Annotated in this window: 13 protein-coding genes and 1 pseudogene; 11 read left to right on the top strand and 3 right to left on the bottom strand. The window is 66.3% G+C overall.

Annotated features, from left to right (window positions below; translation table 11 throughout):
* Positions 1-35: 35 nt before the first annotated feature.
* The 4 genes from ACFXMF_RS07030 to ACFXMF_RS07015 all read left to right on the top strand — a co-directional run bounded on the left by ACFXMF_RS07030 (position 36) and on the right by ACFXMF_RS07015 (position 5,402).
* A complete protein-coding gene (locus tag ACFXMF_RS07030) occupies positions 36-914 on the top strand; it encodes a hypothetical protein (RefSeq protein ID WP_379987800.1) in 879 nt (292 codons plus the stop codon).
* Positions 914-2,632 carry a hypothetical protein gene (locus ACFXMF_RS07025; protein WP_379987801.1) on the top strand — a complete coding sequence of 573 codons (1,719 nt, stop codon included), beginning with the start codon at positions 914-916 and terminating at the stop codon, positions 2,630-2,632. Before ACFXMF_RS07030 ends, ACFXMF_RS07025 begins: the two co-directional genes overlap by 1 nt.
* Positions 2,633-2,678: 46 nt before the next feature.
* A complete protein-coding gene (locus tag ACFXMF_RS07020) occupies positions 2,679-4,415 on the top strand; it encodes a hypothetical protein (RefSeq protein WP_379987802.1) in 1,737 nt (578 codons plus the stop codon).
* 240 nt (positions 4,416-4,655) lie between these two features.
* Positions 4,656-5,402 (top strand): hypothetical protein, encoded by a 747-nt coding sequence (locus ACFXMF_RS07015; protein ID WP_379987803.1) that lies wholly within the window; start codon positions 4,656-4,658, stop codon positions 5,400-5,402.
* An 800-nt stretch (positions 5,403-6,202) separates the two neighbouring features.
* Here ACFXMF_RS07015 and ACFXMF_RS07010 read toward each other — a convergent pair.
* Both ACFXMF_RS07010 and ACFXMF_RS07005 read right to left on the bottom strand, forming a co-directional pair.
* Entirely contained in the window at positions 6,203-7,066 is an 864-nt protein-coding gene (locus tag ACFXMF_RS07010) for a hypothetical protein (RefSeq protein WP_379987804.1), read from the bottom strand.
* 575 nt (positions 7,067-7,641) lie between these two features.
* Positions 7,642-9,564, bottom strand: coding sequence for an NACHT domain-containing protein (locus ACFXMF_RS07005; protein WP_379987805.1), 1,923 nt, complete (start codon positions 9,562-9,564; stop codon positions 7,642-7,644).
* A gap of 359 nt (positions 9,565-9,923) precedes the next feature.
* Here ACFXMF_RS07005 and ACFXMF_RS07000 point away from each other — a divergent pair, with 359 nt between their 5' ends.
* From ACFXMF_RS07000 to ACFXMF_RS06975, 6 genes and pseudogenes are all read left to right on the top strand, one after another.
* Positions 9,924-11,114 (top strand): hypothetical protein, encoded by a 1,191-nt coding sequence (locus ACFXMF_RS07000; protein ID WP_379987806.1) that lies wholly within the window; start codon positions 9,924-9,926, stop codon positions 11,112-11,114.
* The gene (locus tag ACFXMF_RS06995; RefSeq protein ID WP_379987807.1) at positions 11,111-14,440 is read left to right on the top strand and encodes a hypothetical protein; all 3,330 of its coding nucleotides are present in this window, start codon (positions 11,111-11,113) and stop codon (positions 14,438-14,440) included. Before ACFXMF_RS07000 ends, ACFXMF_RS06995 begins: the two co-directional genes overlap by 4 nt.
* A gap of 14 nt (positions 14,441-14,454) precedes the next feature.
* Positions 14,455-16,971 carry an RNaseH domain-containing protein gene (locus ACFXMF_RS06990; protein ID WP_379987808.1) on the top strand — a complete coding sequence of 839 codons (2,517 nt, stop codon included), beginning with the start codon at positions 14,455-14,457 and terminating at the stop codon, positions 16,969-16,971.
* Between the two features lie 250 nt (positions 16,972-17,221).
* Positions 17,222-19,432, top strand: a complete 2,211-nt coding sequence (locus ACFXMF_RS06985; protein WP_380017662.1) for a P-loop NTPase fold protein — start codon at positions 17,222-17,224, stop codon at positions 19,430-19,432.
* A 1,589-nt stretch (positions 19,433-21,021) separates the two neighbouring features.
* Positions 21,022-22,305 carry a hypothetical protein gene (locus ACFXMF_RS06980; protein ID WP_380017661.1) on the top strand — a complete coding sequence of 428 codons (1,284 nt, stop codon included), beginning with the start codon at positions 21,022-21,024 and terminating at the stop codon, positions 22,303-22,305.
* A 43-nt stretch (positions 22,306-22,348) separates the two neighbouring features.
* Positions 22,349-23,119, top strand: a pseudogene (locus tag ACFXMF_RS06975) (transposase).
* Between the two features lie 52 nt (positions 23,120-23,171).
* On the opposite strand, the gene ACFXMF_RS06970 reads toward ACFXMF_RS06975, so the two are convergent.
* The gene (locus ACFXMF_RS06970) at positions 23,172-23,888 is read right to left on the bottom strand and encodes a hypothetical protein (protein ID WP_380020553.1); all 717 of its coding nucleotides are present in this window, start codon (positions 23,886-23,888) and stop codon (positions 23,172-23,174) included.
* 246 nt (positions 23,889-24,134) lie between these two features.
* On the opposite strand from ACFXMF_RS06970, the gene ACFXMF_RS06965 reads away from it, so the two are divergent.
* On the top strand, positions 24,135-25,559 hold the full coding sequence (locus tag ACFXMF_RS06965; protein WP_380017660.1) for an HNH endonuclease: 1,425 nt from the start codon (positions 24,135-24,137) through the stop codon (positions 25,557-25,559).
* The last annotated feature ends 179 nt before the right edge of the window (positions 25,560-25,738 follow it).

Raw genomic sequence — 25,738 nt, 5'->3', positions numbered from 1 at the left:
CACCTCGCCGGCTCATCCACACCAGGAGCATCACCATGACCGAGTACGTCCCGGCGGCTGCGCCCCGCACCGCCGAGAGCCGCGTGGCCATCCAACTCCGCACCACACCAGACGTGGTGGTGGTCTCGTCCGGCACCGGCGACACCGAATACGCCAAGATCACCGTCCTCGTGTCGGTGATCGGCCAGGGCAGGATCACCCTCGACGAGATCACCGTGAAAGTCCTGGCCGGGGCGGACTCACCACACTTCGCTTCCTCGCTCAACGGCGTAGAGGCAGCCGTCGACCGCTCCGGCTGGGCCTACACCGGAGTACAACAGTCCACCTTCTCCTTCATGCCCTCCTCCGGCGGCGAGATCGTGGACCCCGGTGCGAGCCTGGCCGTCACCCTCGACCGCATCCCGGTCAACCAGGCCATCGGCTCCTCCCAAGTGACCGTGACCGCCCACTGGAACAACGACGCGGGCACCGCGAAGACCGTCTTCGAAGTAGCCAAGTTCCCGCCCGGCTTCTACCTCAAGGACTTCACTTCCGCCAAGGCCGAGGTGAACAACGGCGAGGACGTCGAACTGCGCTGGCAGGCGTCCGCCGGGGCAACCCTGCACCTCCTGCGCGAGGACGTGCAGTACGACGTCACCGGGCGCGCCGAGTTCACCGTGCCCGACATGCGCCGCACCACCGTGTTCTATCTGCGCGGCAGCCATGGATCAGCCGAGCAGACACTGGGCGCGATCGTCAGCGTCACCGACCCGGACTTCGAGGTGCACAACCTCGTCGTGACCGACACGCTCCATACCGACCGAATGGAGACCCGCACCCGGGACAGGGTCAGGATCGCGCCACCGCTCGCGGGGAATGCCGGGGACGGCCCCGCCTGTCCGTCCGTGTCCGGGCCCACCGTCGAGGAGGCGTGATGACGCTCGTCCGTCACGTGGCAGCTCCGGCCACAGGAACCGCCGGCAGCGGCGCCGATCCGCTCCACTTCGACCTGTCCGCCAACCCGGACCCGTTGCGGATTTCCCCCTCCAGCGGGAGTCCTGTCAAGGGCGACCTGATCGTGGTGGCCACGCCGGCCGCCGAAGCCCCCGTCGAATGCCGCTCGTTCACGATCACGCTCAAGGTCGGCCCCGGTGAGGGCGACCTGTGCTCCAGCCTGTCCGGTGTCACCGGGCGCATCAGCCTGGCGGGCTGGACAGCAAACGTCAATGAGTCGGCCCGCACTCTTACCTTCACACCCGGGCCCGATGCACCCACTGAGATCGGGGCAGGCGGTGGTGTGACGTTCCAGGCGATGGGCCTGCCGGTCAACCAGCGCATCGGCCTCAGCCAGGTGGACATCAGCGTCTCCTGGCGGCAGTCCGGCACGACCGACTGGCAACAACACACCACCGGCCTGGGTGTCGGCAAGTTCCCGCTCGGATTCCATCTGCGGTCGTTCACCGCAGAGTCGCAAAGCGTGCCCCACGGCGGCTCGGTCACCCTGCGCTGGGACGCGAGTGCCGCCACCTTTCTCGCGCTGTACTACGACGGCAAGACGTACCCCGTGACGGGGGAGACCTCGACCACCGTCTCCGGCCTGAGGCAGACAACGTCCTTCCACCTGCGGGCTGTCGCACAGGAGGGCTCCGGCAGCGTGGAGCGCACGCTCAGTCTCCTGGTACACGTCGCCAACCCCGCACACCTGTCGGTGGGCCGAGTGATCGTCCACGGGACCCTGCAGGCGGGGAGAGTCAGCCCGGCGGCCTCTACCGACACCCCGCTCGTCTTTCCCCAGCACCTGCCCGCCACCCCGGAGAGCCTCCTCGCCGTGGACGGGACCGGCTGGCAGGACAGCCAATGGATCCGCAGCGCCCTGCCGGTCGGTGCCCCGTCGCTGTTCTCGCACACCACGGGGCAGCCCGAAGGGTCTCCCAGCAACCCCTACGTCGAACTCCTCTACCAGCCGCTCGGTACAACAGATCTCGTGTGGTCGTCCTTCGACGGCTATTCATGGACCCGCGTCGAGGAACCTGTCGGCCCGGGCATCGATCCCTGCATGACGTTGAAGTATCCCTTCCTGTGGGTCGCCTACCGCGGCGGCGCAAGCGGCACGGAAGTGCTGATGCGCCGGATGCAACTGGACGGGAAGTGGGGTGAGCCGGAGCAGTTCAAACCTGCCACGAGCCCGTTCCGTCCCGCCTTGGTTGCCAGGTCGGCCCTGATGCTGTACCTCGTGATTACGGAGAGTACGGACAAGCCGCCGAAATACTGGTTCCACGAGATGAACAGTTGGTCCACGGTCAATCGTTGGCTCCCCGGAGCTCCGGCCACCGGAGCTCCGGCACTCGCACTCTTCCGGGACAAAATGGTGTGCGTCTACCCCTCCCATGACCACCATCAGGTGGTCAACGAGACCTATGTCCAAACGTGGGCGGCCGGTCCGAAACTGCCGTTCGGGGCAAAACCCGCAGGGCCGCCCTCACTCGCCGTCCACGGCGACCGGTTGCACTGTGTCTACCGTGACGTCTCCGGCCGCGCCCAGCTCATGAGCTACGACGGCACCGCCTGGACCAGCGCGTCACCGGTGTCCGACCGGATCTACACGTACGACCCGGCGCTGCTGTCGACCGGTGGTCGGCTGTGGCTGTTCTGAAACGCGTTTGCCCCGACCCCTGCGCGCGCCCACGAAGAGAGCAACCGTGACCACCAACATGGCGACACCTGCTGCCACACCGGAGAACGCCTCCACGGCGGGAACCGTTGCGCAAGCCGGAGTCGAACTGATTCACACGCTGTCCACTGCGCCCTTCCCCGTCCCGGTGTCCCCGGCCTCCGGCTCCTACCACCGGTCGGATCTGACCCTGGTCCTCACCCGCCGTGCCTCCCGCCCGGTCGAGTGCGGTGGCATCACCGTCACTGTGCCCGTCGGCGCCGGTGCCACAGCCCTGGCCGCCGAAACCACCGGGATGACCGCGTCCGCCAACCGGCAAGGTTGGGCGGCCTCCGTCACCGCGTCCGGGGCAGTAACTTTCACGCCACCCAACGGCACAGCCGAAATCGACAAAGGCAACGGCCTCGCGCTGACGGTGGCAAAGATCCCCGTCAACCGCGTCGAAGGCCGCTCGGTGCTGACCGTCGCGGTGCGCTGGCGGATCCCCGGGGACACCGGCGAAATCCCCTGGAGCACGGAGACCGTCGAGCTGCCCGTGCCGAAATTCCCGCCCACCTTCAGCCTGGGCGACCTACGGGCGGAACCCCTGCGAGTCCCGTACGGCGGTAGCGTCACCCTCAGTTGGCAGGCAGCCAACGGCAACTTCCGGCTGCGCTACCACCAGGCGGACATCTCCGTCACCGGCCGCGACAGCTATACCGCCCACAACATCACCCAGGACACCCTGTTCGAATTGCGTGGTACCTCCTTGTCCGGATCCGGAGACGGGGAAGCAGCGCGCTCGGTATGGGTGACCGTCGCCACGCCGGACATCAGCATCCCATCACTGACAGCAACCCGCAGCGTGATCACCGACCGGCTCGCGACCCCCACCCACACGGTGCCGGCCTTCACCGCCACCGGAATGGAACACCGTCCCGAACTGTCCATGCGGACCTTCGATCCGCGGCTGCGCCGCTGGAGCGAGCCGGTCCGGCTGCCGTTCGGCCCCGCTGCCTCTCCACCCGCGATCGCCGTGCGAGAGGGGAAATTGCATCTCCTGTTCCGGCCCTACGCCGGTGAGCAGCTGACCTGGGCGGAATACCAGGGCCGCACCTGGCGGACTCTGCCCAACGCTCCCGGCCCCGCCACGGCGGCACCCGTAGCGCTCACCGCCGCAGGCACATCGCTGATCTGCGCTTACGAGGCACCCGACGGCAAACGGTTCACCCGCACCTGCAGCGATGGCGTCACGTGGGGGGCGGCCTCGGGAATGCCCGGCGTTCCCGGCCGGGCAGTGTCACTCTGCTGGGACGGCACCGCGCTGCACGCGGCGATGCGGGTGACCGGCGGGCTTGTGTTGGACTTCACGGTTCAGCGACGCGATGACCAAAACGTCTGGCAGCAAGTCCGGTTCAGCATGCGACCTGCCACGGTCGGAGACCCCGAACTCCTCATGTGGAACGGTGCCCTGACCTGTTACTGCCGCAGCTTGCACGGCCGCGTGTGGACTCAATGGCGCCACAAGGACGGCTCGGGGAACTGGACAACAGAAGAGATCGATGATGTGCGGGCTTCACACTCGGTACGGCTTGCCGTCGCGGGACCGACGCTGTACATGCTCTTCCCCGACTCCGAGGGCACACTGCACCTACGCTCCTCGGACGGCTCCACATGGTCGACGGCCTCCGTTGTGGACGACTACCAGACACGTGAAACACCAGCGCTGGCATGGTACGGAAACCGCCTGATCGCAATCGGCCGGGGCGGCGCGTGCCCCCCGTGACCCGCCGGCCACACCATGGCAGGCGTACCCGTTCGGTGCCCAACCAGTGCATGGGCAACACGTACTCCGCCACTGCGGGATCCGTGTTGTCTTGGCAGCGGGCTCGCCGGTGGTCTTCTGGGGTGTGCCCCGATTCGTCGAGTTCTGGGGGTGTGTCGTGGTCGGGTGCGATGCGGGCCGCGTGGTCACGGTAGGCGTTCGTGGATGCGCGCGGGGGGTGTGAGGGAGGTGCCCCGAGACGTGGACTTCGACATACCCGTACCTTCCTGGATCGCCCTCGACCCGGCCGCGGCCCGAGAACGCAACGTCGCGTGGGCGTGCCGCATGGGGCTGCTGAACAGCGACGAGGCGGTGGAGCGCTACCGGTTCTCCCAGGGGGCGGACGTGGCCGCCTACTCGTACCCGGACGCCAAGGACGAGGATCTCGATCTCGCGTTCGACGTCAACGGGTGGTTCTTCCTCTTCGACGACCAGTTCGACGTACCCGCGGGCCGCTTCCCGCCGGCCGCGGCGGTCTGCGAGGAACTGATCGATCTGCTGCACCGGCCCCCGGGCACCGCTCCCGCGTCGTCGTCCCCGCTCGCGACCGCCTTCGCCGACGTGTGGCAACGCATGGCACACGGCATGTCGCGCCGCTGGCGGGAACGCGCCGCCCGCCACTGGATCGACTACCTGGCCGCGAACCTCACCGAGGCCGTCGACCGACACACAGGCACCGTCCCCGACAGTCGGGAATGGATGCGCCTACGCCGCGCGGTGATCGGCGTGCGGCCCTCGATCGACCTGTGCGAACGCGTCGGACACTTCGAGGTCCCCACACCCGCCGTCCACGCCGGCGCCCTGGAATGCGCCCGGGAGATCGTCACCGACGTCGACACCGACCGGATGGAGTACGTCGCCGATCCTCGACGCGTGCTGCCCGTGGTCGGCATGTTCGAGATGCTTTGGGAACGCGGCATCCCCCACGCGGACTACACCCCGACCTGACCCCTACCCAGACGATCCAACGCGCCACAAATCAGTGCGACCGTGGTCGTGCCGCTTTCCCGAGGGCTTCGGCCAGGTGTCCGAGCCGTCCCGCCCGGATGACCCGCTGCGATGTGATCGCAGTCGCCGTAGGACCGGGCCTGACGCTCGTGCGCGGCCCTACGCTGTTGCCGATCGTCCGGACTGCGACATCGGCGCTCGCGACCTCCCCCAGCCAACGATGCTCGTTACCCTGCCGCAGGGGCTCTCGCCGGGGCAGGTTGCCGAGCTGAGCGCTTCCCTTGCCCTGGTCGTCGCGCGCCATGACGTTTCCTCGGCACGGTCGGTCGCGAATCGGATCCACGTGGTCTTGACGCGGAGGCGCGGAACCGGCATGGGGCTCGTACGCGGCCGGTTCGAGGTGCCACCCGGCCGTCGGACCACGACCCGGCGGCGCCCGTGACGACAGCCCATTGCGGGTCCGATCAGGCCGCGGCCACCCGGACGGAGTCCCCCGTAGGCGTGTTTTAACGCCCAATACAGCGTTCGTTTTCTACCCTATCGTGCCGATCCGCGCATGTCGTGTGGTCCACAACTGGTCCACAGGATTGACGGGTTCACTGTGCTTTGGTCGTCGGTGCGAGCGCTCACTTCTGGAGAGTGATGGCCGTCGCCAGCGCACGCGTTCGTTTATCGTGCGGCCTTGGTGTCGGCCAGCGGCGATCTGTGGCTGTGGAGGTGCCCCATCCGCGCTCGGAGCCCGCTCAATCCACGGGCGTCAGACAACGGCCGCGTCCCACGGTCTCCTTCGGCGACAAGCTTCAGTTGGATGTGGGTGCGGAAGGCGGTGTAATTGTTGGGGACATGTATCCGATCCCGGCGTTCGTGATCCACTCGGCGGCAGCGCCGTCCAGCTTCCACGGGGCCGCCAGCAGGGTGGCACACAGAGTGTGGCGGTCCTGCATGGAGACGGGTTCGACGCCGAGCTTCGTGCGCCATTGACCGCCGGGGCCCCAGTGGGAGTGGGTCGGCTCGTCGAGGGCGGAGATGAAGCGTTCGACAAGATCGGGCCATGCGGGGTGTGCCCACCACCGAGCACATGAAAGAGCGCCGTGGGAGGCGGTGCGGAGCAGGCCGAACCGTACACCCTCGTCCTCCATCAGGCCGACGAATCCGCCGAGGGTGCGGTCCGCGTGGTCCTGGTACTCCGCGAGGTCTTCTCCGGTTCGTGCCAACTCGCCGAGGGTGATGCCGGTGGGCAGCTTGCGCCGGGGATTCGTCAGCCACCGGAAGAGACGGGTGGCGAGGACTCCGGCATCTTCGGCATCGACCTGGGCGAGTGCGGAGGCTTCCGCCGAGGTGATCCCGTACTCGGTGGTCCACCCGGTCAGGCGTCGGCGTATGCCGTCGGTGGTGTGGCTGTTGATCCGCATCATGTCGCCGTCCGAGAGTCGGTCGTCGGCGTGCCAGTTCTCGACGCAACTGTTCCGCCAGGCGCCGTTGGTGATGCCCAGCGCCAAGAGGTCCAGCAGCGTGGTCAGGTCGTCGGGCTCTACGTTGGCCCGGGTACGGATCGCTTCCTCGAAGAGTTCCTCGGTCATCGCCTCCTGGGCCTCTTGGATCATGCGCTGTACTTCGGGGGACTCGTAGTCCGCATTGATCATCTCGGGTGGCCTCTCGCGCATGAACGTGGGTTGTTTGGTCGAGGGTAGATGTGAAGGGCGCGGCGGACGACGGCGCGCTACACGATCGCCTACGGAGCGGTCGATGGGCCATCGGGTTCGCTTTGCTTCTGGTCGAGCATCTCTTGAAAAGAGGCTAAACCCCGTTCGTTCAGGGCTCGTTCCTCGGGTGATAGATCGGGGTCGGCGAGGTTCACGCGCGCGTTCTCGACTGCGGATCCGAGGGCCAGCTGTGCGTCCGGGGCCTCTCCTCGCGAGCACTACAAGACGTTCGGCGAACTGGAGGCGGCCTGCCGGGCGTTCCGGACGAGGTCAACGCCCGCCCGCACCGCGTGACCCGCCGTCGCCCCGCGGACATGCTTGCCGAGGAGCGAACGCGGCTGCACCCGCTGCCGTGTGAACCGTTCTCGGTCGCGTTCGGCGAGACCCGCCGCGTCTGTTGGGACTCCACGATCTCCGTTGAAGGAGTGCCGACGCCGAGGCCAAACCCTTGCCTGCCGGCATTGTGAGTTCCCTGCTGCACCGACCCAGTGCGGGTTGACCGTCCGCCGAGTTCCGCATACGGCGAAAGACTGTGGTCAAGGTGCCGGAGTGCGGGCGAGCCACTCCTGGAGTTCGCGGTGGCGGAACTGGTAGGCGGTCCCGGCGACGCGGAGGAGTCCGGCTTCGGTGGCCCAGTCCAGGAACCGTCCCAGCCGCCACGGCAATCGGTGAGGCCCTCGGCGAACGCACATCAGGAATACGATGCCCCGCGACGCTCCGATTCCGACCATGAGCGAGTAGGCGAAGCCGACCGTGAAACCGAACGCGGGTCCGGAGAGGAGTACGCAGACGAGCCCGAGGGAGAGACCGCCTGCAAGGCTCAACACGAGCGTCACCGCCAAGCTCGCGCGGGGAAGGTCTCGTGGATCGATGAGTCTCGTCGCATCGTCCCCGAACCCGCTTGCCGTAGCCCCGAGCCATCCGAGCAGTGCGATCGCGAGTCCGACCGCGAGCCCGAATACGAATCCGAGTTCGAGGCCGACCAGGGAGCCGAGCGCGAGCGCGACCACGAGGCCGAGTGCTCCTCGGCGTCGGCGTTTGGCCGTTCGGAAACCTTCCAGGTCGAACCACGCGGGGGCGGCCCAGGCCCTCGACCAGGTATGGATTGCCCCGAGTGCGCTCATGAGAACGAAGACGATGGTGGCGATGATCGGACCAGCCGGCGTGGATCCGACACCGGTGAACCAGAAACCGATGATCGCTGCCGTGCCGAACGCGCCTATAGCGAACGCGTGTGCGGCGCGGACGTAGCGGTCCCCGGCCAGCGGCCATAGTTCGTGGGGAACCAGATCGGTACCGGACAGGGCCCTTCCGTGAAGGATCCGTGGGCTGTTCGTGTTCTCCTCAAGGTAGTGGGCCAGGACCCGAAGTTGAGCGTGGACTTGGCGGGGGTCGAGGCTGCCCGGAGGTCGGGAGTTGGCGGTGACGGCTCTCTGGAAAAACAGGCGCATGAGGTGGTCGCGCAGGGCGGGTTCGGTATTGAGAACGGGGGATAGCAGGAGCTGTGGCAGGTGCGGGTGGGTGTTGTGGACGGCGACGGCGGTCGTCAGCCGCCAGGGTGTGGACAGTGCTCTCGCGAGTGGACCTGCGGGATTGAGGTCCAGTTCGTCCACGACATCACGCCACTGGATGGGTTCGTCGACTCTGGACAGGATGAACGCGCGGGCTCGGGCCGGGTCGATCGGAGCGATTTCGATGCGGGCGGTGTCCCGTGCGCGCAGACCCAGTGCGTCGTAGGTTTCGCCGCGGCTGGTGAGGATCAGGCTCGCTCTCTCGGTTCCATGCTGGTAGGCGTTGAGTTCCATCAACGCCCGTCTCGCCCGCGGAGCTTGTGGCGCCGAGGGGCCGGAGGCAAGGTTCGGCGGGTCGGCGGGGTCCATCTCGTCCAAGCCGTCCAGGACGGGCAGGATCATCCCCGCGTCGACAAGTACCTGGGCTGCGGTATTGGACAGGCCGAATGTGTCCACCAGATGCGTCCGGATCCAGGCCCGCACCGCGTCCCCTGCTCCGGCGCCGGCGGATGTGCCGAGGTCGATGGACAGGGTTGTCCAGGAAGCGAGTGACATCCGTACCGGTACCGGATCCTCGGGGCCACGCACTTGGGCGAGGGCCAGGAGGAGTTGGATGGCCAGGACGGTCTTGCCCGACCCTGCCTTGCCCGTAATGACAAGGCGTCCGGGGCGCAGTGCACGGTAGTAGTCGACCACCCGGCTCAGTTGCCCGTCCGGATCGGCGCCAGTCGCGTTGTGGGCCGAGGCCGGGCGCAGGACGAACCGCACGTCGATTGCCTCGGCCTCGTTGCCCAGCAGGCGAGCACGCTCTCGGGTCTCGGACCGGACAACCTGACCGGCCAGCAGACCGGCCATCGCGATCTTGTCTGTTTCCGGGTGCCGAAGCGCGGCCTTGGCCAATAATCCCGACCACACCGCCACGATTAACCCGATCGAGGTGAACAGCATGTCGACCGGGTCGACACCGCCTCGCTCAAGTCTCCACCCGGCTATCACGGCGGTGCCCACTACACACACCAGAAGCCAGGCCCGACGTCGTCCGTTCGTGCGTCTCCCACTATCACTCATGGTCGGCCATCATCGCTGCCTGCCGCGCGGGGCGCTTGGATATTCACGAGGCTGACTCGGCGACGTTCAGATCCCGGCTGTGCCGCGCGGGCTTGACACACCCGATCGAGTGAATCTCCCCAGGGTCCCATCGGCATCGGGAAGAGCATTGCAGCCTGGTGGGGCGCCATTCAGGGACCTGTGTTCGATGAGGACGGGTCTGCCCGTTGTCGGAGTCGGATCGTAATTTCCCGAGCACCATGGGTGATCGCGAGGTGGGTTCGATGCTGGATTTGGGAGATTCGACGATGCGTCGCCGCGAGGTATTGGCTACAGCGGCCATCAGAGCCGCCTATGCATGGACGCAACGTCACGAACAGGACCAGGCATGGCGGGAGTTGGCGCGGATGACCGGCGTGGTGATGGCCGCCTGCGGACCGGGTCGGGGTCCGCGGTCGCCCCACGCCTTGGTCGAGTGCTTGCGCCAACCGCTCGGACGTATCGCGCCGGACTGCTTCGAAGGGGATCCACTCGGAGACCTGGTCGTCATCGTGGACGTTCATGGGCGGGACGAGATCGGTCAGGGTGTGTTCGATCGGGGCTGCGAACGCATCGTTGAACTCATCGAATCACCCGGCGCCACGCGGACGTGGATGCCGACCTGGGCGTACATGCGGGCCGAACAGGTACAGGGCAACGCGTTCGCCCGCCTGCGCGATGGCGCCACGGACGAGCAGTACACGAGGGGACGGCGCTTCGTCGTCGAGCATTCGGCGGGACCGGCCGACCGCATTGCGGAAGCGGCGGCTTCGCTCGGAACACGACGGACGGTGCCGTACGTGGCTGTGCCCGCGGATCGCGTGCACGTTCGGGGGGTGTGGTGGCCCTGCCCGGTATGCCGATGGCCGATGCGCGTTGACGGCGACGACGCCGGCTGTGACTTCGAGCTTCACCAGGCCCGGTACTTCGTTCGCCCGGGCAACTCGCGGCGCCCGACTCTGGCACGGGCATTCCCGCAGGCTCCCAGGCCGCCCGCAGCCCTGCCACACCAACCGGACGGACCTGGGGCGTCGGTGTGCGTCGAAGCCGCCGTCTGGCGGCACACGGTGGTCCCCGGACTGCCCGAAGTCGACCTGTTCGAGCGCGTGAACCGCCGACCGGGCGTGGTCGAGGCACGTCTGTGGCCGGACAAGGACCGCGTGGACGGAGAAGCGTTCGTGCCACTGCTGGACTGGCATTTGGAGTGGGACATGAAGGACAGTGCGAGCGCCGTGGCCTTGGCCGATCGCCTACGCAGGAAACCACCCGCCACCCGCAACATCGTCGTCCCCGACTATCGAGGCCCGGTCCAACAACGCGAACTCCAGGACTTGGTCCCTGACTTGCGCGTATGGACGGCGACGGAAGTCGTCGCGAAGGTGGCTCGCGTCGCCCGCAAGGCGGCACGATGACCACGCAACGGCACCCGATTCCCTCCGACGGATACCGGGATCCGAGCCACGCCGATCCGGCGATCGTCGCCCGCGTCTTCGGTGTGGCGTTCGCGCTTGCCGAGACCCATTTTCCGGTACACCACCGCGACCATGGCGTCGTCACCACCGTGACGGCCTCCGCGTTCTTCCTCGATGGCAAACACGACACCTGGAACGGCCACGCCGAGTTGTCCGACGCCGACGAGCTACGCCTGGGCAGGTTCCTCAAACACCGTATGAGCCCTCTGGCGTACGAGGAGAAGGTGCGCGACATCGCCGCGCGCGTGTGCGACAACCACACCGTTGCCCACTACGACCTCCTCGCGGATCAGGAACACCTCCTTCCACGTCACGGACGTGAATCCCGAGCCTGCGCGGACGCGCTCCTTGACGAACTCGACACCCTTCGCGCCCGGCAAGGCCACCTGTCGCGCACTGCAACACCAGGCGCATACACCAGTGTGCTGCGCATTCCGCGAGCTGGCGCCACAGACCCCATCACCATTGATACCCACTACATCCTCGCCGACCACCAGGCGCCCCTGATCCGACCCATCCACCCCCACCTCACCACCGCGCCTGCCTTGGATGAACTGACCTGGAAGGTCCGCGAGCATCTCGACATCGCCGAACGCCTGGACACGGCGACAGGAAAGCCGTTCCGCGAACACACGCTCACCCGGCTGTTCGAAGGCATGCTCACCCGCCAGGGCCCGATCGGCGACCACATGGTCCTTCGATCAGGTCGCACCCGCCTACTCCAAGCGCCCACCGGCATCGGCAAGTCCGTGCTGTGCCGGGACCTGGGAACGTGGGCCGTCGAGACCGGCGTCACCTTGGCCCTGGTGGTCCCCAACAACATGGATGTTCTCAAGGTCGTCCACGGGATCGAACACGACCTTCGCGCCCTCGGCCACAAGCATCCCGAACACCTGGTGACGGCACTGATGGCCCCCGACGGCATCATGGCCACCCTCGACCGGGTTGCCGCCACCCATACCGACCACGACTTCATCGACTGGGCCCACGCCCGCCTGGGATATGGATGCGCCATGTCCGCCGGAGCCCTCACCGACCGAGAGGTGGACACTTGGGTCGGGGGCGGCGAACCCTGCACCTCACTCGTTCCCGACCGCGTGAGCACTGATGGTCGCCGCGATCGCACCTCCGCTTCCAAGGTATGTCCCTACCGCGACCACGACTGTGACAAATACCGTCTGGCCCGCGCGGCGACTCGCGCGCGTGTCGTCGTCACCTCGCACGGCAATTTCCGCAAGGGGAGCATGCACCTGCCCCTCCTCGTCGACGGAACACTCAGGGACAACCTCACCGTCGAGGAGTTCATCCTCCGGCACTGCCAACTCGTCGTGATGGACGAGATCGACGCCTACCAGGCATCCGCCCTGGACGACAGCGCCCGAGGCTTCCTCCTTGCCGGAGGCGAAAGTACCCACGAGATGCCGCTGCGTACCGTCGACACCGAATTCGCCGCCGCATTCGGCCGCGTGCACACCACCGTCGACGAGAGCGTACGCAACACCATTGCCCGGGCGCGCTGGCTCGCCGAGACCTACGTCAGCCATCGTGCCTACGATCGCTTGGGACCCGACCTCCAAGCGGATCTGCCCAAAACGCGGAGGCTGGGCCCGAGACCGGCGCAGACACGCTGGCTGGTTCCCCAACGCTGGGACGGCTGGCTCACCGACCACCTCCGTCCTCTCCTACGCGACGACCCCGACCTGATCGCCACCACGACGCAGCAAACGGCCGACCCCCGCGACCTCCAAGCACTGCGCGACCTCTTCGACCGCCACGCTCCCCGTGAGACACTTTCCCGACCCCACTGTCGCCTTGCCGACATCATTTCCCGTATCGCCGATCCTCATGGGGAACCGGGAAACCTCACAGACACGCGTCGTGCTCTCGATGCCCTCCTGACTCCCTGGGTCCCTCAACCGCGCATCCGAGCGACTCTCATCCACCGCCTCCTGCGCCGGGCATTCCTTGCACCGCTGCGCACCTGCCTGTACGGGTTCGTGCACACCGCGCCCCAACTTCACGCCGCAGGCGTCGAATCCGCGCGTGTCATCGCGGACGCGCTCGGTGCCTACAGCGCCTGGCGCGCCGCACCTTACGGGCCGCTGGGCCGGTTGTTCTTCGCGTTCTCCGAACGCCACGACCCCCACCGCAGACGCGACACCCAGCTGTCCGTGGCCGCTTTCGGCGGCGATCCGCACACCGACGTCCTCACCCTGGGACACACCACCGCGGTTGCCCACACGGGACACCGTCGCATCGTTCTCGGGCTCTCGGCTACCGCCTACATGCCGCTCGCGCATCGCCACCACGTCCACGAACACCCCACCTGGTGGCTGCCGGACACTGCCGAAGGAGCGGTCCGCATCCATGCCGAAACCATCCCGGGGTTGGGAGACGACCGAGAGGCCATTCGCATCTCAGGCCTCACCGGCAAAGCCCGCATCGAAGCCACCCGCACCATGGCGGAACGACTGTGGCCACGTCTATGCACCGAACTCGACGTGCTCGCCCGCGCGCCCGGAAGCGACGTCCAGGACCGCGTCCTGGTCGTCACTACCTCCTACGACAGCTGCCGACACCTCGCCGAAGGCATGTACCAAGCGGGCGCCCCGACTGGCAGCGTATGCGTGGCCATTCGCCCCACGACCCAACGTCGGTCAATCGATCGCGCGCTGCCGTGGCCGGAGATTCCAGGCGACCGCCTCGAGGACTTCGCCTACATGCGTGAAGCCCGAATCCTCATCGCGCCACTGGGACGCGCCGAACGCGGCCTCAACATCCTCGTCCCGGGTCACACCCGCTCCGCCATCGGCTCGATTTGGCTCGTCGTACGCCCGATGGCATTGATCGACGAGCCCGCCGAACTCCTCGCCCATATCCAGGCTGCCGCTCTGGACGACGCCGTGCCGCACTCCGAACCGTGGAAGGAACTGCGTCGCCGCAGACTCCGGGCCGGTACCTACTTCGAGGAGATCGTCGGTGGGGGACGCTACTTCCGCGCCCTGCCCGATCGGGCCAAGAAGGCCATCGCCGCCGAAATGGTCATCAGCCTCATCCAGCTCGTCGGGCGTGCTCGACGCGGAGGAACACCCGGTCGCGTCAACCTCGTTGATGCCGCATTCCTCGACCCCGACGGCAAGGCGGGCCTGCCCCGGCTGATCCGCGCCCTACGAGACGACTGGCGCGCGAACGGACAACTCGAAACCCTCCGCGACCTGTACGGAACCACCCTGGACGCCTTCTTCGCCTTCGCCGACCGCCACTGAAGGGACGTTTTCCCATGCTGAGGACACGCGGCTTCCTCCTGAGCCCCGACGCCTTGGGTCATGTCTGCATCTACCGCCTCACCGACCTGTTCGAACACGCCTGGACACAACTGCCCGGCTACAGCGATGGGTCCACCGGACGCCCCACCCGGCCCCGATACGCTGCCCTCGCCACTGCCCTGAGCGCCGTCACCGGGCAACCCGTTGTCCTGATGCCGGACGACCTCGACGCCGACCCACAACATCCCGCCCCCCTCGTCCTGGTCACCACCCGACCCATCTCTCCGTCGGTCCTTATCGCCGCCGTCCGTGCATGGGAACGGCACATCCGCGGCGACGTCACCACGGACACCCTCAGTCGGGCCTTCGCCGGAATTGTGCCCGAGACGCAGCCTCTGGCCGCCTTCATTCAGGGCGCGGCCGCAGGGACGCCGCGAGCCCCACGCTGGTTCTTCCGGGTCGCAGCCTGGCACTGCGCCGACGTCCTGTCTCGGACACCGTTGGTGATCCCCGGTCACGGTGCGATCGATTGGCGCCTGGATACCGACGGCAACCTCGTGGCCTGGGACGAGAAGGACATCGTCACCCGCACCCTCTACAACGGACGCACCGTCGGCCGCTGCATGCATCGGGTCGAACTCCGAGTCGTCGCCCTGCCCGGCGAATCTCGCCTCGCGGTCCACGTCATTCCCGTGTTCAGTCGCCTGGCAGACCACTGGGCCAGCAGGAAGAGCGCCTACATTGCCCGGGGCAAGGGCGTGGTCCTTCGTCTTCCCGTCGGCAACCGGCGCGTCACACGCGACGGCGAAACCCTGTGGGAGCCCTTCGCTCGCAATGCCGCCGCGGAAGTCGTCGAAGCCTGCGGTGTCGAGATCATCGACCTGGGTGACAACGACGACCTCAAGCATCTGCGTGGCCCCGTGCGCTCACTCACGGCGGCCTCCGATCGACACCCCCTCGGACGAGGGCCCGGGGCTCTGTTCACCAAGTACCTCATCCTTCAGTTCGCAGACTGCCTGGCCGGGGGCACCGAGCAGATCGCCTACGAAGACACCGGACGACGATTCCAGCGCGCCGTAACCGGCCGCGTTCCCGCCCAGCATCTCGACGACGCCATCGTGGGAACCGGCAAGCAAAACGTGGTCATCCACGTCCTCCAGGACAGCGCCGGCACCCGGCGCCGCATGGCAGCCGAACTCGCGGCCTTGGCGGGTATCGACGACTCGGGGCAGTTCCTTCCACAGGACACACAGTCCTATCCGTTGACCCAACGCCTGTCCGTCGTCTTCCGCCACACCGCTGCCCTCGACGCCCCTGAGAAGGTCGACTGGGACACCGAACTCCGGGACCTTCCCTCGACCGACGCCACCACCCTCCACGTTGCCCTCGTCGAGACACACTGGCACGCGAACCCCGCCACGCGCCGCCGACCCGCACAGGACAGTCCTTCACGGCACGACCACAAGGACGACCTCAAGCGATGGCTGTACGGGCATCGCGTCATCCCACAGTTCCTCGCCACCCGCAGCACCCCGGACGACGACACCCACGCCCCGACCGACGAGCCGGTCCGCGACCACCCGGCCGAGGGCGCGGTGCGCAAACTCCTCGTCCGTGCCGGCCTCGTCGACACTCGCCTGAGCGCGGCCGCCTCACCAGAACAAGACCTGCTCCTGGTAGGCATCCACGTGCGCCAGCAACATGTCAGTCACCGAAACCCCCGCGGAGCAACGCGAACCCGCATGATCGAGATCCTCACCTCGATCGAACTCAACCGCGATGCCACATCGCCCGCTCAGGTGCGGATGTACGACGCCTCCACTCATCAATGGCGACCCGTCGCGGACGCGATGAGCGCCTACGCTTCCGGACCCATCGGACACGCCGAACACGCCCGCCATCGCGAGGGCGCGCGTCTGGTCCGCGACAGCGTCGAGTCGGCACTGCGTCTATTGCCCCGAGACCGCCCCATTTGCGTCTGGGTGGAAGCCGAGGCCACCCGCACCATCTGGCCCGGACTCCAGTACTCCACTCTCGGTGATGGCGCTCTCCCGGGCGACTCGCTGAGGCGGGACGGCTGCCCGCTCGCCGTCGTCTGCGTCAACATCACCGACGAGGAGACTCCGCAACCCGTCGATCGCGATGGATGGCGCAAATATCCCGAACGACCGCTGCCGCCGAAGGACACCCTCTATCGACGCACATCCGACACCGGCCGTGAACACTGGTACATCGGACAGGCGTCACGGCAATACACCGGAGGCCCCATCGGACGAGCCAGCGGCGAGTACACACGCTTCACGGTTCCCGAGGAACACCGTCACCGATTGGGCAAGGACTGGCACGACTTCACCGGCACGCTCATCGACGTGGTACAGCAAGGCCCCTGGGCCGCCGAAGACTTGGCACTCCTCACCGCTCAACTTTGTCACCAGTCGTTGGCCTGGGACGGACGGACACGACGCCCGGCCCCGCTGCACCTCGCGCACGTACTCGACAAATCCCACCCCGAGTACCGAGCTCCGGAGTAGTACCGATGGTGATGTGTCGACTCCGTCCCCTGTCTCCCAACATATCCCCTACCACTGCCGAGCGGATTTGTCTCCATCCGGTGGCGGCCGAGGGCGAGTTCGTGCTCATCCGTGAGTGTCGACCGCGAACGATTCGGTGAGCATGGTGTTTTCGGGGACTTGCGTCGCTGGTGGTTGCCCCGATTGCGGTGGTTGAACTGGTCGGGCGCGCGCGCCCCCTGCCAACGGGTAGCAACGGACGTGCCGCGACGTGTGCAGGCATGGTGCGACGTCGCAAAAATTCGCACGTACGAGTCTCGTCTGGGAGAATCTGCACGTGAGTTCGCGCCCCTTCTTCAGCGATGAGCCCGTTGATGGTTCGCCGGGCCGCCCCGATGCACTTGGCCGCGGGCGATACGCGGAGCACGTCGTTCGCATACTGCGCCGTGTCCGCGGACAGGACGATTCTGTCGTCTTGTCCCTGGTCGGCTCGTGGGGGTCAGGCAAGTCGACCGTGTTGAACTTGGTAACCAGTCGGTTGTCGCATGAGGCCTCCGGACAGGAGGCGTGGTCCATTGCCGAACTCAATCCGTGGCTCTACCAGGATCCGGAGTCGCTGGCACTTGCGCTGTTCGGCGAGATTCGCGAAGCGCTCCCGAAGGGAGACCGTTGGTCGACCGCGCGGCAGACCCTCGCGAGCTACGCCGGGGCGGTCAGTCCAATCGGGAAGCTCGCCGGCCTCATCGGCTTCATGGACGTCTCCGAGCTCGCCAAGACCGCAGCCGATCGTATGGCGGGTGACACGAGCGCATCGGCCACCAGGCACAAGGCCGAGAAGGCACTACGCGACGTCCGTACACCGGTGCTCGTCGTCATGGACGATCTGGACCGCTTGACGCCGGACGAACTCTTGGTGGTCTTCAAGATGGTGCGCTTGGTCGGGCGCCTACCGAACGTGCACTACCTGCTCTGCTTCGACGAGCGCACGCTGCTGGATGTTCTCCAGCGCAGCGACCTGGTAGGCGGCGAGGAATCTCGGGCGCGTGAGTTTCTCGAGAAGATGATCCAGGTGCGCCTGGACTTGCCTGCCTTCCGTGACCAGGATGCGATTGCGCTTGTCGAGCAGGCGATCGACGAACTGCTCTCAGGTCACGGGATCACATTCTCCGAGCCGCAGCTGCGCAGATTCGGAGAGAGCTATCACGCGCAGCTTGGCTCCCGGCTTCGCACTCCTCGGGCAATCAAGCGGTACTTCGCCCAAGCGGACGCGAGCCTGGCAACGGTTGTCGGCAACGTCGATCCGGTCGACTTTTTGCTTCTGACGTTCCTCCGCACGATGGAACCGGCCCTGTACGCCGCGCTGCCCGGGCAGCGCGCAGCCCTGACCGGAACAGACTTCAGCCCGTCGCATGCCGCTGAAGCCCGAGCCGCCGAGTGGCGCAGACTAATAGCGGACGCCGGTGTGGCGCCGGGCCACTGTGAGGGCGTCCTGGACATCCTTTGCACTCTCTTCGGAGCCGTCGCCCGAACGGTGCGTCCAGGAATCGGCGTGACAGGAGCCCCCGTTCCCCTCGGCGCCGGCGACGTGGACTACTTCGACCGCTATTTCGCCTTCGGAGTCACCGAAGACGACCTCTCCGAAGCAGACTTCAGGCAGGCTCTTGCCCAATTGGCCGCAGGAGCACAAGGCCCCGAACGCGATCGCCTGGTGCTCCTCCTCGGCTCTGACACGCATCGGATCGTCCGTCGGATTCGCGATCTTCTGTCTCAGGGCGAACCTCTGCCACTGGCAGAGGTGTTGGAACTCATGGCAGACCACTACCGGGACTTCAACACCCCGGCTCAAGGACACGGGATCCTCACCGCGGAAGGATCCGTGCGTTTTGCCGCAGCCGACCTTCTCCGAGCCGTGCCCGAACACGAACGTCCAGACGTCCTCGAGCGGATGGCTGCAACATGCCAGGGTGCCGAACTGGCGGCATTGGCACTGGCCTACCTGGTCGTTCCGGATGGTCAACCGCTGACCCGGGCGGCCACCCCCGGCCTTCCTCCGTGGGCCCTCGAAGGACGAACGCGCCTGGTCACGGCTTTTCCCACATTCCTGGAACCGGCCCGCACCCGGCCTGCGACGGACCTGACCGGATGTGAACTGTCACTCCTTGTGCTGTGGCACGTCCTCGCACCCGATCAAGTACGAACCTGGATCCACACCACTCTACGCAACAGCCACTGGCTCCTTCTGGAACTCGTGATCCGGCTGGTTCCCGACAGCCCGGCCTTCTCAGGCTCGGCAGGCGAATTCACCGACCGCGTCGAGAGCCTGATCGGGCTCGACAACGCTACGCGAACCCTTGGACCCGCCCTCGACAACGCTACACGCCAGCCAACCGACACCAGCCTCTGGAATCCGACGTCGGACCAACGACGCGACTGGGCACTTACCGTCTTGCGGGACTGGCGCGACCGTCAATCAGGACCCTGACGTGCGTGTGTCGGAAACACCGGCAGATGCCGAATCAACGCCGATCGACCGCGAATCGACCGACTTTACGACGACGTCGATGTCCGCAGCATCGCCATGAGCTTCTGGCCGGTGAACACCGAAGGCGCAGCCCGTGCGCCGGCAGATGCTGAGAGAAGGTCCGCTGCACGGTGTTTGCCTCCGGGGGAGATCTCCGCTCCAGGACGGCTGTTTCCGGCGGTCGAGCGCTGGCTCAAGGAATGTCAAGGCGGCTGTTAAGGAAACGGATGGAGTAGGAGCCGGTCTCCGGAGACGGATACCGCGCTACCAACCCGAGGCAATCGCCGGTGACGACACCTGCCACGGGGGGTGCCTGCCGGAATCCGTTGGCTCGTTGGTGGCAGTGTGTGGTGAAATTGGCGGGTGGCTTCTCGTTCAAAGCGTCACGACACGCGAAAGAAAAGGCGACGCCGAGCCGAACCGGAGGCAGCGGCATTCGACCCGCATGCGCGGGTCATTGTCGACTCCTGGACTTCGGTGCTGGAACTCATGGAGAGGTTCACGGCGGCGGAGGATCCCGAGGCGGCGCTCGATGCGGCATTCGACGACGCCATCACCCGGTTCGTCGTTAAGGCGCGGCGATTCGACGCGCTCCGGCTGATCGAGGTGGGTCGTCTGGCGTTTCTGCCGATGGCGCCCGAGGGCGCGATACGGGTAGATACGGAGGCCAGTGCCGCGCGCCTCGACCTGCTTGCACTGGTTGCTCTCGCCGCGCAGCTGGATACGGAGACACCCGGAACCCGCGACCGTGACGCCCTTGCCGATCAGGAAATGAGCCAATTCGTTTCCGAGGCAAAGGAAGAGCTCGACGCGCTTCTCCGGCTCGCACGCATGCGGGCCTTCGCCGCTATCGATTCGAACGACAAGCTTGCCATGGTGTCCCTGCTTATTCAGGGTGCCGAGGTGCACATGCGTAACTCTTCCTACCCGGAGGTGGTCGCGGTTACCAACCGCGCGCTTCTTGACGGGGAACCGAACGTCCACGCGGCGCTGATCGCCGAGCTCGGGTTTGACGCGAACGACGCCTTGGCTGTTCTGGAGGCATGCCACGATCTACAACTGCGCCACATGAACGAGCGTATGGATGCAATGCGCACGGCGCTGTCGGACGCGATGGAGGCCACGGAGGCCGGCCAAACTGACGATGGCTTGACGGAACTCGCCCGGTCCGGGTTCATGTCGATGTTCGAGCCCGCTGCCGACGAAGTGACAGTCGCCGTTGGAGACATCGTCGCGCATACGGGCATCGCCGAGGAACGCGTGCACGCCGTTGTCGAATGCTTCCGACTCGACTTGGGAACAGCGTCTCCTGCGGAAGTTGTCCACGCGTTCACCACAGGTAAGAATCCGATGCGCGTCCGTCCTCTCGTTGTCGCCGGCAACGGACGCATCATGCTGGCCCACTCGGCGCTAAACGTGTGCTCGGTGCGGGAGAACCTCGAAGAGCACCTCAAGACGTCGATTGCGTGGAACAGCTACGCGAAGCATCGCGGCGACCTGCTCGAGACCCGGTTCCCGATGGGAACTTCAGGGACGCATTCGAGTACTACGTGCCCGCGAACGACGTTGAAGAGGCGAATGCCGATCCCACGCGATACACCAAGCGCGTCGAAGGCGACCACCTTCTCCTCGTCGACGACGTCGCGATCATTGTGGAAGACAAGGCCGTAGCGCTGAGCGGCCACTCCCGAGGTGGCAAGATCACACGGATCCGTACGGATCTGACCGGCATCATCACGAAGGCAGCCGAGCAGGCCGGCCGGATGCGTGACGGTATCAAACGGGATGGAGGTCTGAGAGTTGAAGGAGAAGGCTGGGTCGACCTCAGGCATGTCCGCGAAATCCATACCATCGCGATCAGTCTCGACGACCTCTCAACCGTCATGACCGCCACCGCAGAGTTGGTGAGAGCCAACGTGCTCCGGCCCGACAACATTCCGTGGACCGTGTCGCTGCACGACCTCGAGCTGATTACCGAACTCGTCGCTCGACCGGCCGAGTTTCTCCTCTACCTTCGCCGACGTCGAAACCCTGACGTCACTGTCATGTTCCGCGCGCCTGACGAACTGGATCTGTTCCTGTACTTCTTCGAGGCGGGGCTTTGGGTCGAACCCGACCCGGGTCAGGTCCGTGCCGCTTTCCCGTTCCTCCCCGAACCGACCACAGCCGAGCTGCGCCGCCATCGCTCACGCCAACCAGCCTGGATCAGCAGTCGGACGGACGCCCTCGACCACTGGTTTCACACCAAGGAACCGGCTGGCCGGGTCGTCGATCCCGTGCCGAAGCCGGCGATGGTGCTTTCACCGGTCGCACCGCTCCTCGACGAACTGCAGTCGAGGAAGGTCACAGGATGGCTCAGTATCGGCGCCACGCTGTTGTCCGCGACGACGGATGTCCAGCACAAGTTCGCCCGCTACGGTGACGAACTCCTCGACAATCCATCTCCTGACGGCGCAGGTCGTAGCCTCACCATGCCTATCACAGGGAGCGTGGATCCCGCCGAAGGATGGCTGGTCGTCTGGGCTACACGCCCGGCTGGACAGGATGCAGCCAAGGCGGAGACGCAGTTGCGGGGCTACCTGCGTGCGAAGAAGCACCAGCTCAACCTCCCGCGAGGTGTGGTTCTCCTCTACGACGAACCGACACGGGATCTCGTCGGCATCTTCTACGACGGACACATCGGGCCCTTGGACGCCACGTTGACGGCGACCCTGAGGTCCCTCCGGCCCGCTGCCGATCTTCGACGCACGATCAACCTGCACGCACAAGGGTCATTTCGCCGCGCTGCAAGCGCTTCGCGTCCGAAGCAGCAGAAGAACAAACGGAAGCGCTAAGGCTTGTCCCGTAAGTGCTGACCACGGGTGAGATGATCTTGGTGTGGCTGGTGTGATCACGGCGTCGGAGCCGTCCTGGATAGCCCGTTCACCGGGCTGAGCCCGCGCCAGTTCGGCAAGCTGACGACCGCGCTGCGGCGCGAGGGAACCGACCGGCCCGGCAAGGGCCGACCGTGGGCGCTCTCGTTGGAAGACCGGGTGCTCCTCGTCGCGGCGTATTGGCGCACGAACCTGACACTGCGCCAACTCGCCCCACTGTTCGGCATATCGAAGTCCGCCGCCGACCGTGTCGTCGACCACCTCGGCCCACTGCTCGCACTGCAGCAGCGCAAGCGGTTCCGCAAGGACACCGTGCTGATCGTCGACGGCACGCTCGTGCCCACCCGCGACCACACGGTCGCCGAGAAGCCGAAGAACTACCAGTACTCCACGAACCACCAGGTCGTCATCGACGCCGACACCCGCCTGATCGTCGTGGTCGGCCGACCGGTCACCGGCAACCGCAACGACTGCAAGGCCTGGGGGTTATCCGGCGCCGAAGACACCGTCGGCACCGCCCGCGTGATCGGCGACGGCGGCTACCGCGGCACCGGCGTCCTCGTCCCGCACCGACGCGAACGCGGGCAAGGCGAACTCCCCGACTGGAAACACGAACACAACGCCTCCCACCGCCGTGTCCGCGCCCGCGTCGAACACGTCTTCGCCCCACATGAAGACCTGGAAGATCCTCCGCGACTGCCGCCTCAAAGGCCACGGCGTCCACCACGCCATGCTCGGCATCGCCCGACTGCACAACCTCACCCTCGCCGGCTGACCCAGCGAGGAACCCCGATACAGACACCCCAAGATCAATTACGGGACAAGCCTTAGAGCAGAGGCGGAAGTTCTTCCAGGACGAAGAAGACGGCGTCGGAATCGTCGATGCTGTCGGCTGTCTCGTCTTCCGCGAGGGTGATGAGGTCGCCGAAGAGTTCGTCGGTGAGCACGTCGATGGCGTTGACGAGGGCACCGGCTGCCAGTTCGGCGGTGGTCAGAGGCACGGCGTCCGAGGCGTCATGGCCGAAGTGGGCAGCCGTGAAGGACGTCAGTTTCGGCGCGAGGTTCCGCAGGTGCGTACGGCGAGTTTCCACCTCCTCGTCCGTCGGACCTGCCGAGTCCGTGTCCGCTTGAGGCAGGCGGTGGAGTCGGGCGCGTTCTGCGGGATCCGCAGGTGGTGCGTCGGGGCCGTCTGCGACGGCGAGGCTCTCCTGCGCGAGTTTGTCGTGCAGCTTGACCTCACAGGAGGCGATGGCCCAGTCCTCGAACTCCTCCGTGCCCTCGAAGATCTCCTCGACCACTTCGCGAGCGGCACCTTCGGCGAACTCCAGGGCGGGGGCGTCCATGATGAGCAGGACCAACGCGCCTTCGGGATGCGCGGCGACTCGGAAGTCGTCGAGATCGATGCTCACGCCGTCCGGGCCGTCGATACCCTCCAGGCGCGCCAGGAGGTCGGCGAGAAGGCTGGCCACGCCTGTTCGTTGCAGGGCGTCCAAGGGCGCGTGCCCGTCGGGAGTGACGACGTCGACGTGTACGAAATAAGTCACGTGACCAGCGTGCCCGAGTCCGGCGCGGATGGTCGCCGAGTTTTGAGCCGGCGCTCACCTTGGCAGACACGGCGAGGCTTTTGGGTCGTAGCGCATGCCCGAGCCGAGCAGCGTGGAAGGCCGCGAAGCATTGGGGGAGAGCGACGCCACCGTGGCCGGGACAACTCGGCGGCGGATCGACGGTCACGAACTCACGGTATTTCGCTCAGCTGTCCGCCGGCAGGAGCACAATGCTCTCCACGGCCGATGGGAGGGGCGGGCATGGCTATTGGGCGGCGGCTTCGGTATGAGGTTTTGCGGCGGGATGATCACGCATGTAGGTACTGCGGCGCGAAGGCGCCGGCGGTGAAGCTGGTCGTGGACCATGTGGTGCCCCAGGCGCTGGGTGGGACCGATATGGCATCCAACCTGGTGACGGCGTGTGAAGAATGCAACAGCGGCAAGGCGTCCGTAACGCCGGGCGCGGATGTAGTCGAGGACGTTGCCAAGGATGCTGTGCGCTGGGCAGCGGCGATGAAGGAAGCCGTTGCAGCCGCTCGTGAGGACTACAGCACCCGTCTCGCCTACCGGGAGGGCTTTGCGGCTCTTTGGGAGGAGTGGACATACGGGGCGGACAACGAGAACTTTCCGCTGCCGGGCGGCTGGGAGAGCAGCATCGACGCCTTCCGCGCGGCTGGTTTGGAAGCCTTCGCCTTCGAAGACGCCATCCGACTTGCGATGAGCAACACCAAGGTCAGCGGAGACAACAAGTTTCGGTACTTCTGCGGCGTGGCCTGGGCACGGGTAAGGCGTCTGCAAGATCACGCCCGGGCGATCCTCTCCACCGGCGACGGCTCCACAGGCAACGCCACGCCTCACGTGGAGAGTGCCGCACAGCACTCTTGCAGAGACTGCTTCTCGCTGACGGCAACTGCGATCTGGATCGCCGGCCGCCGGAAGCAACCGATGGGGGTGCCGGACGACGAGGAAATGGATCGGATCGTCGAGGCAACTTCACATGGCACGAAGATCGGCGCGATCCTGGAAGACCAGAGCCAATGGCACCGCTTGCATGAAGTGATGGGGGCCGTCCACGATGCCGCCTCCCGGGATCGGGTCGATCCGAACGAGCTCCTCCCTGAGGTACCGATCGTCGAAGACGTCGCACAGGCCGCTGGCCTGGCCGAGGAGTTTTCAGGTTGGTTGGGAGGCGCCGCCGAGCAGCCACAGGACACCAGCCGGCCCATCGGCACAGGGTGGGAATACCAAGGGACGCAGGGACGGGCGGAGAAATACGGGCCCGAGTGCTCGGACAACGGTTTGCCGTACGAATCCGATCCATGGTCCTACCCGGAATGGAACGAGGATCCGGACGGCTGGGAAATGGGCTTCCGGGATGAGGACCACAACGAGGACCACATCGAGGCGATGTGGGAGACGGCATTCAGGGACGGTCACATCACCCGGGAACAATTCCAGAACAGGAGGCGAGAAGACCGCGTTTCGGATCGAGGCGACGTACCGGACGCAGAGCCGGCCCTCAGATCCGCAGTCGAGAGGCTGCGCGCGAAAGTCGCCGACCCCGATCTACCCTTTGAAGAACGAGCTTTGGACGAACGGGTTCTGGGCTCGCTTCTTCACATGCTCGGCAAGAAGCAGCCTGAGAGCGGTGACCCATCGACCATTTCGTAGGCTCTGTTGTCCCGACGGCGGAGCCGGCGGCAGCACGCCCAGGCCCACGTCGTCCACAGCGTGGGCCAGTTGCGGTATTCGTACTTCTCCCAGTCCACGACCGCGCACAGCAGGACGACGTTGGCGTCGCCGTTCCTCGATGGAGAGACGCTACGCCCTTTCGTGGGTCCTCTCTTGCG

The sequence above is a fragment of the Embleya sp. NPDC059213 genome (genome assembly GCF_042754445.1).
Lineage (GTDB): Bacteria > Actinomycetota > Actinomycetes > Streptomycetales > Streptomycetaceae > Embleya.
The sequence above is the reverse complement of the archived record's forward strand: the minus strand, read 5'-3'. Positions and strand labels throughout refer to the sequence as shown.

Bases quoted from the DNA above. Each gene is read 5' to 3' on its own strand.
- ACFXMF_RS07005 (WP_379987805.1), bottom strand. From the start codon at position 9,564: ATGCTGTTCACCTCGATCGGGTTAATCGTGGCGGTGTGGTCGGGATTA.
- ACFXMF_RS07010 (WP_379987804.1), bottom strand. From the start codon at position 7,066: ATGCGCGAGAGGCCACCCGAGATGATCAATGCGGACTACGAGTCCCCC.
- ACFXMF_RS07025 (WP_379987801.1), top strand. From the start codon at position 914: ATGACGCTCGTCCGTCACGTGGCAGCTCCGGCCACAGGAACCGCCGGC.
- ACFXMF_RS06965 (WP_380017660.1), top strand. From the start codon at position 24,135: ATGGGAGGGGCGGGCATGGCTATTGGGCGGCGGCTTCGGTATGAGGTT.
- ACFXMF_RS07030 (WP_379987800.1), top strand. From the start codon at position 36: ATGACCGAGTACGTCCCGGCGGCTGCGCCCCGCACCGCCGAGAGCCGC.
- ACFXMF_RS07000 (WP_379987806.1), top strand. From the start codon at position 9,924: ATGGGTGATCGCGAGGTGGGTTCGATGCTGGATTTGGGAGATTCGACG.
- ACFXMF_RS06995 (WP_379987807.1), top strand. From the start codon at position 11,111: ATGACCACGCAACGGCACCCGATTCCCTCCGACGGATACCGGGATCCG.
- ACFXMF_RS06990 (WP_379987808.1), top strand. From the start codon at position 14,455: ATGCTGAGGACACGCGGCTTCCTCCTGAGCCCCGACGCCTTGGGTCAT.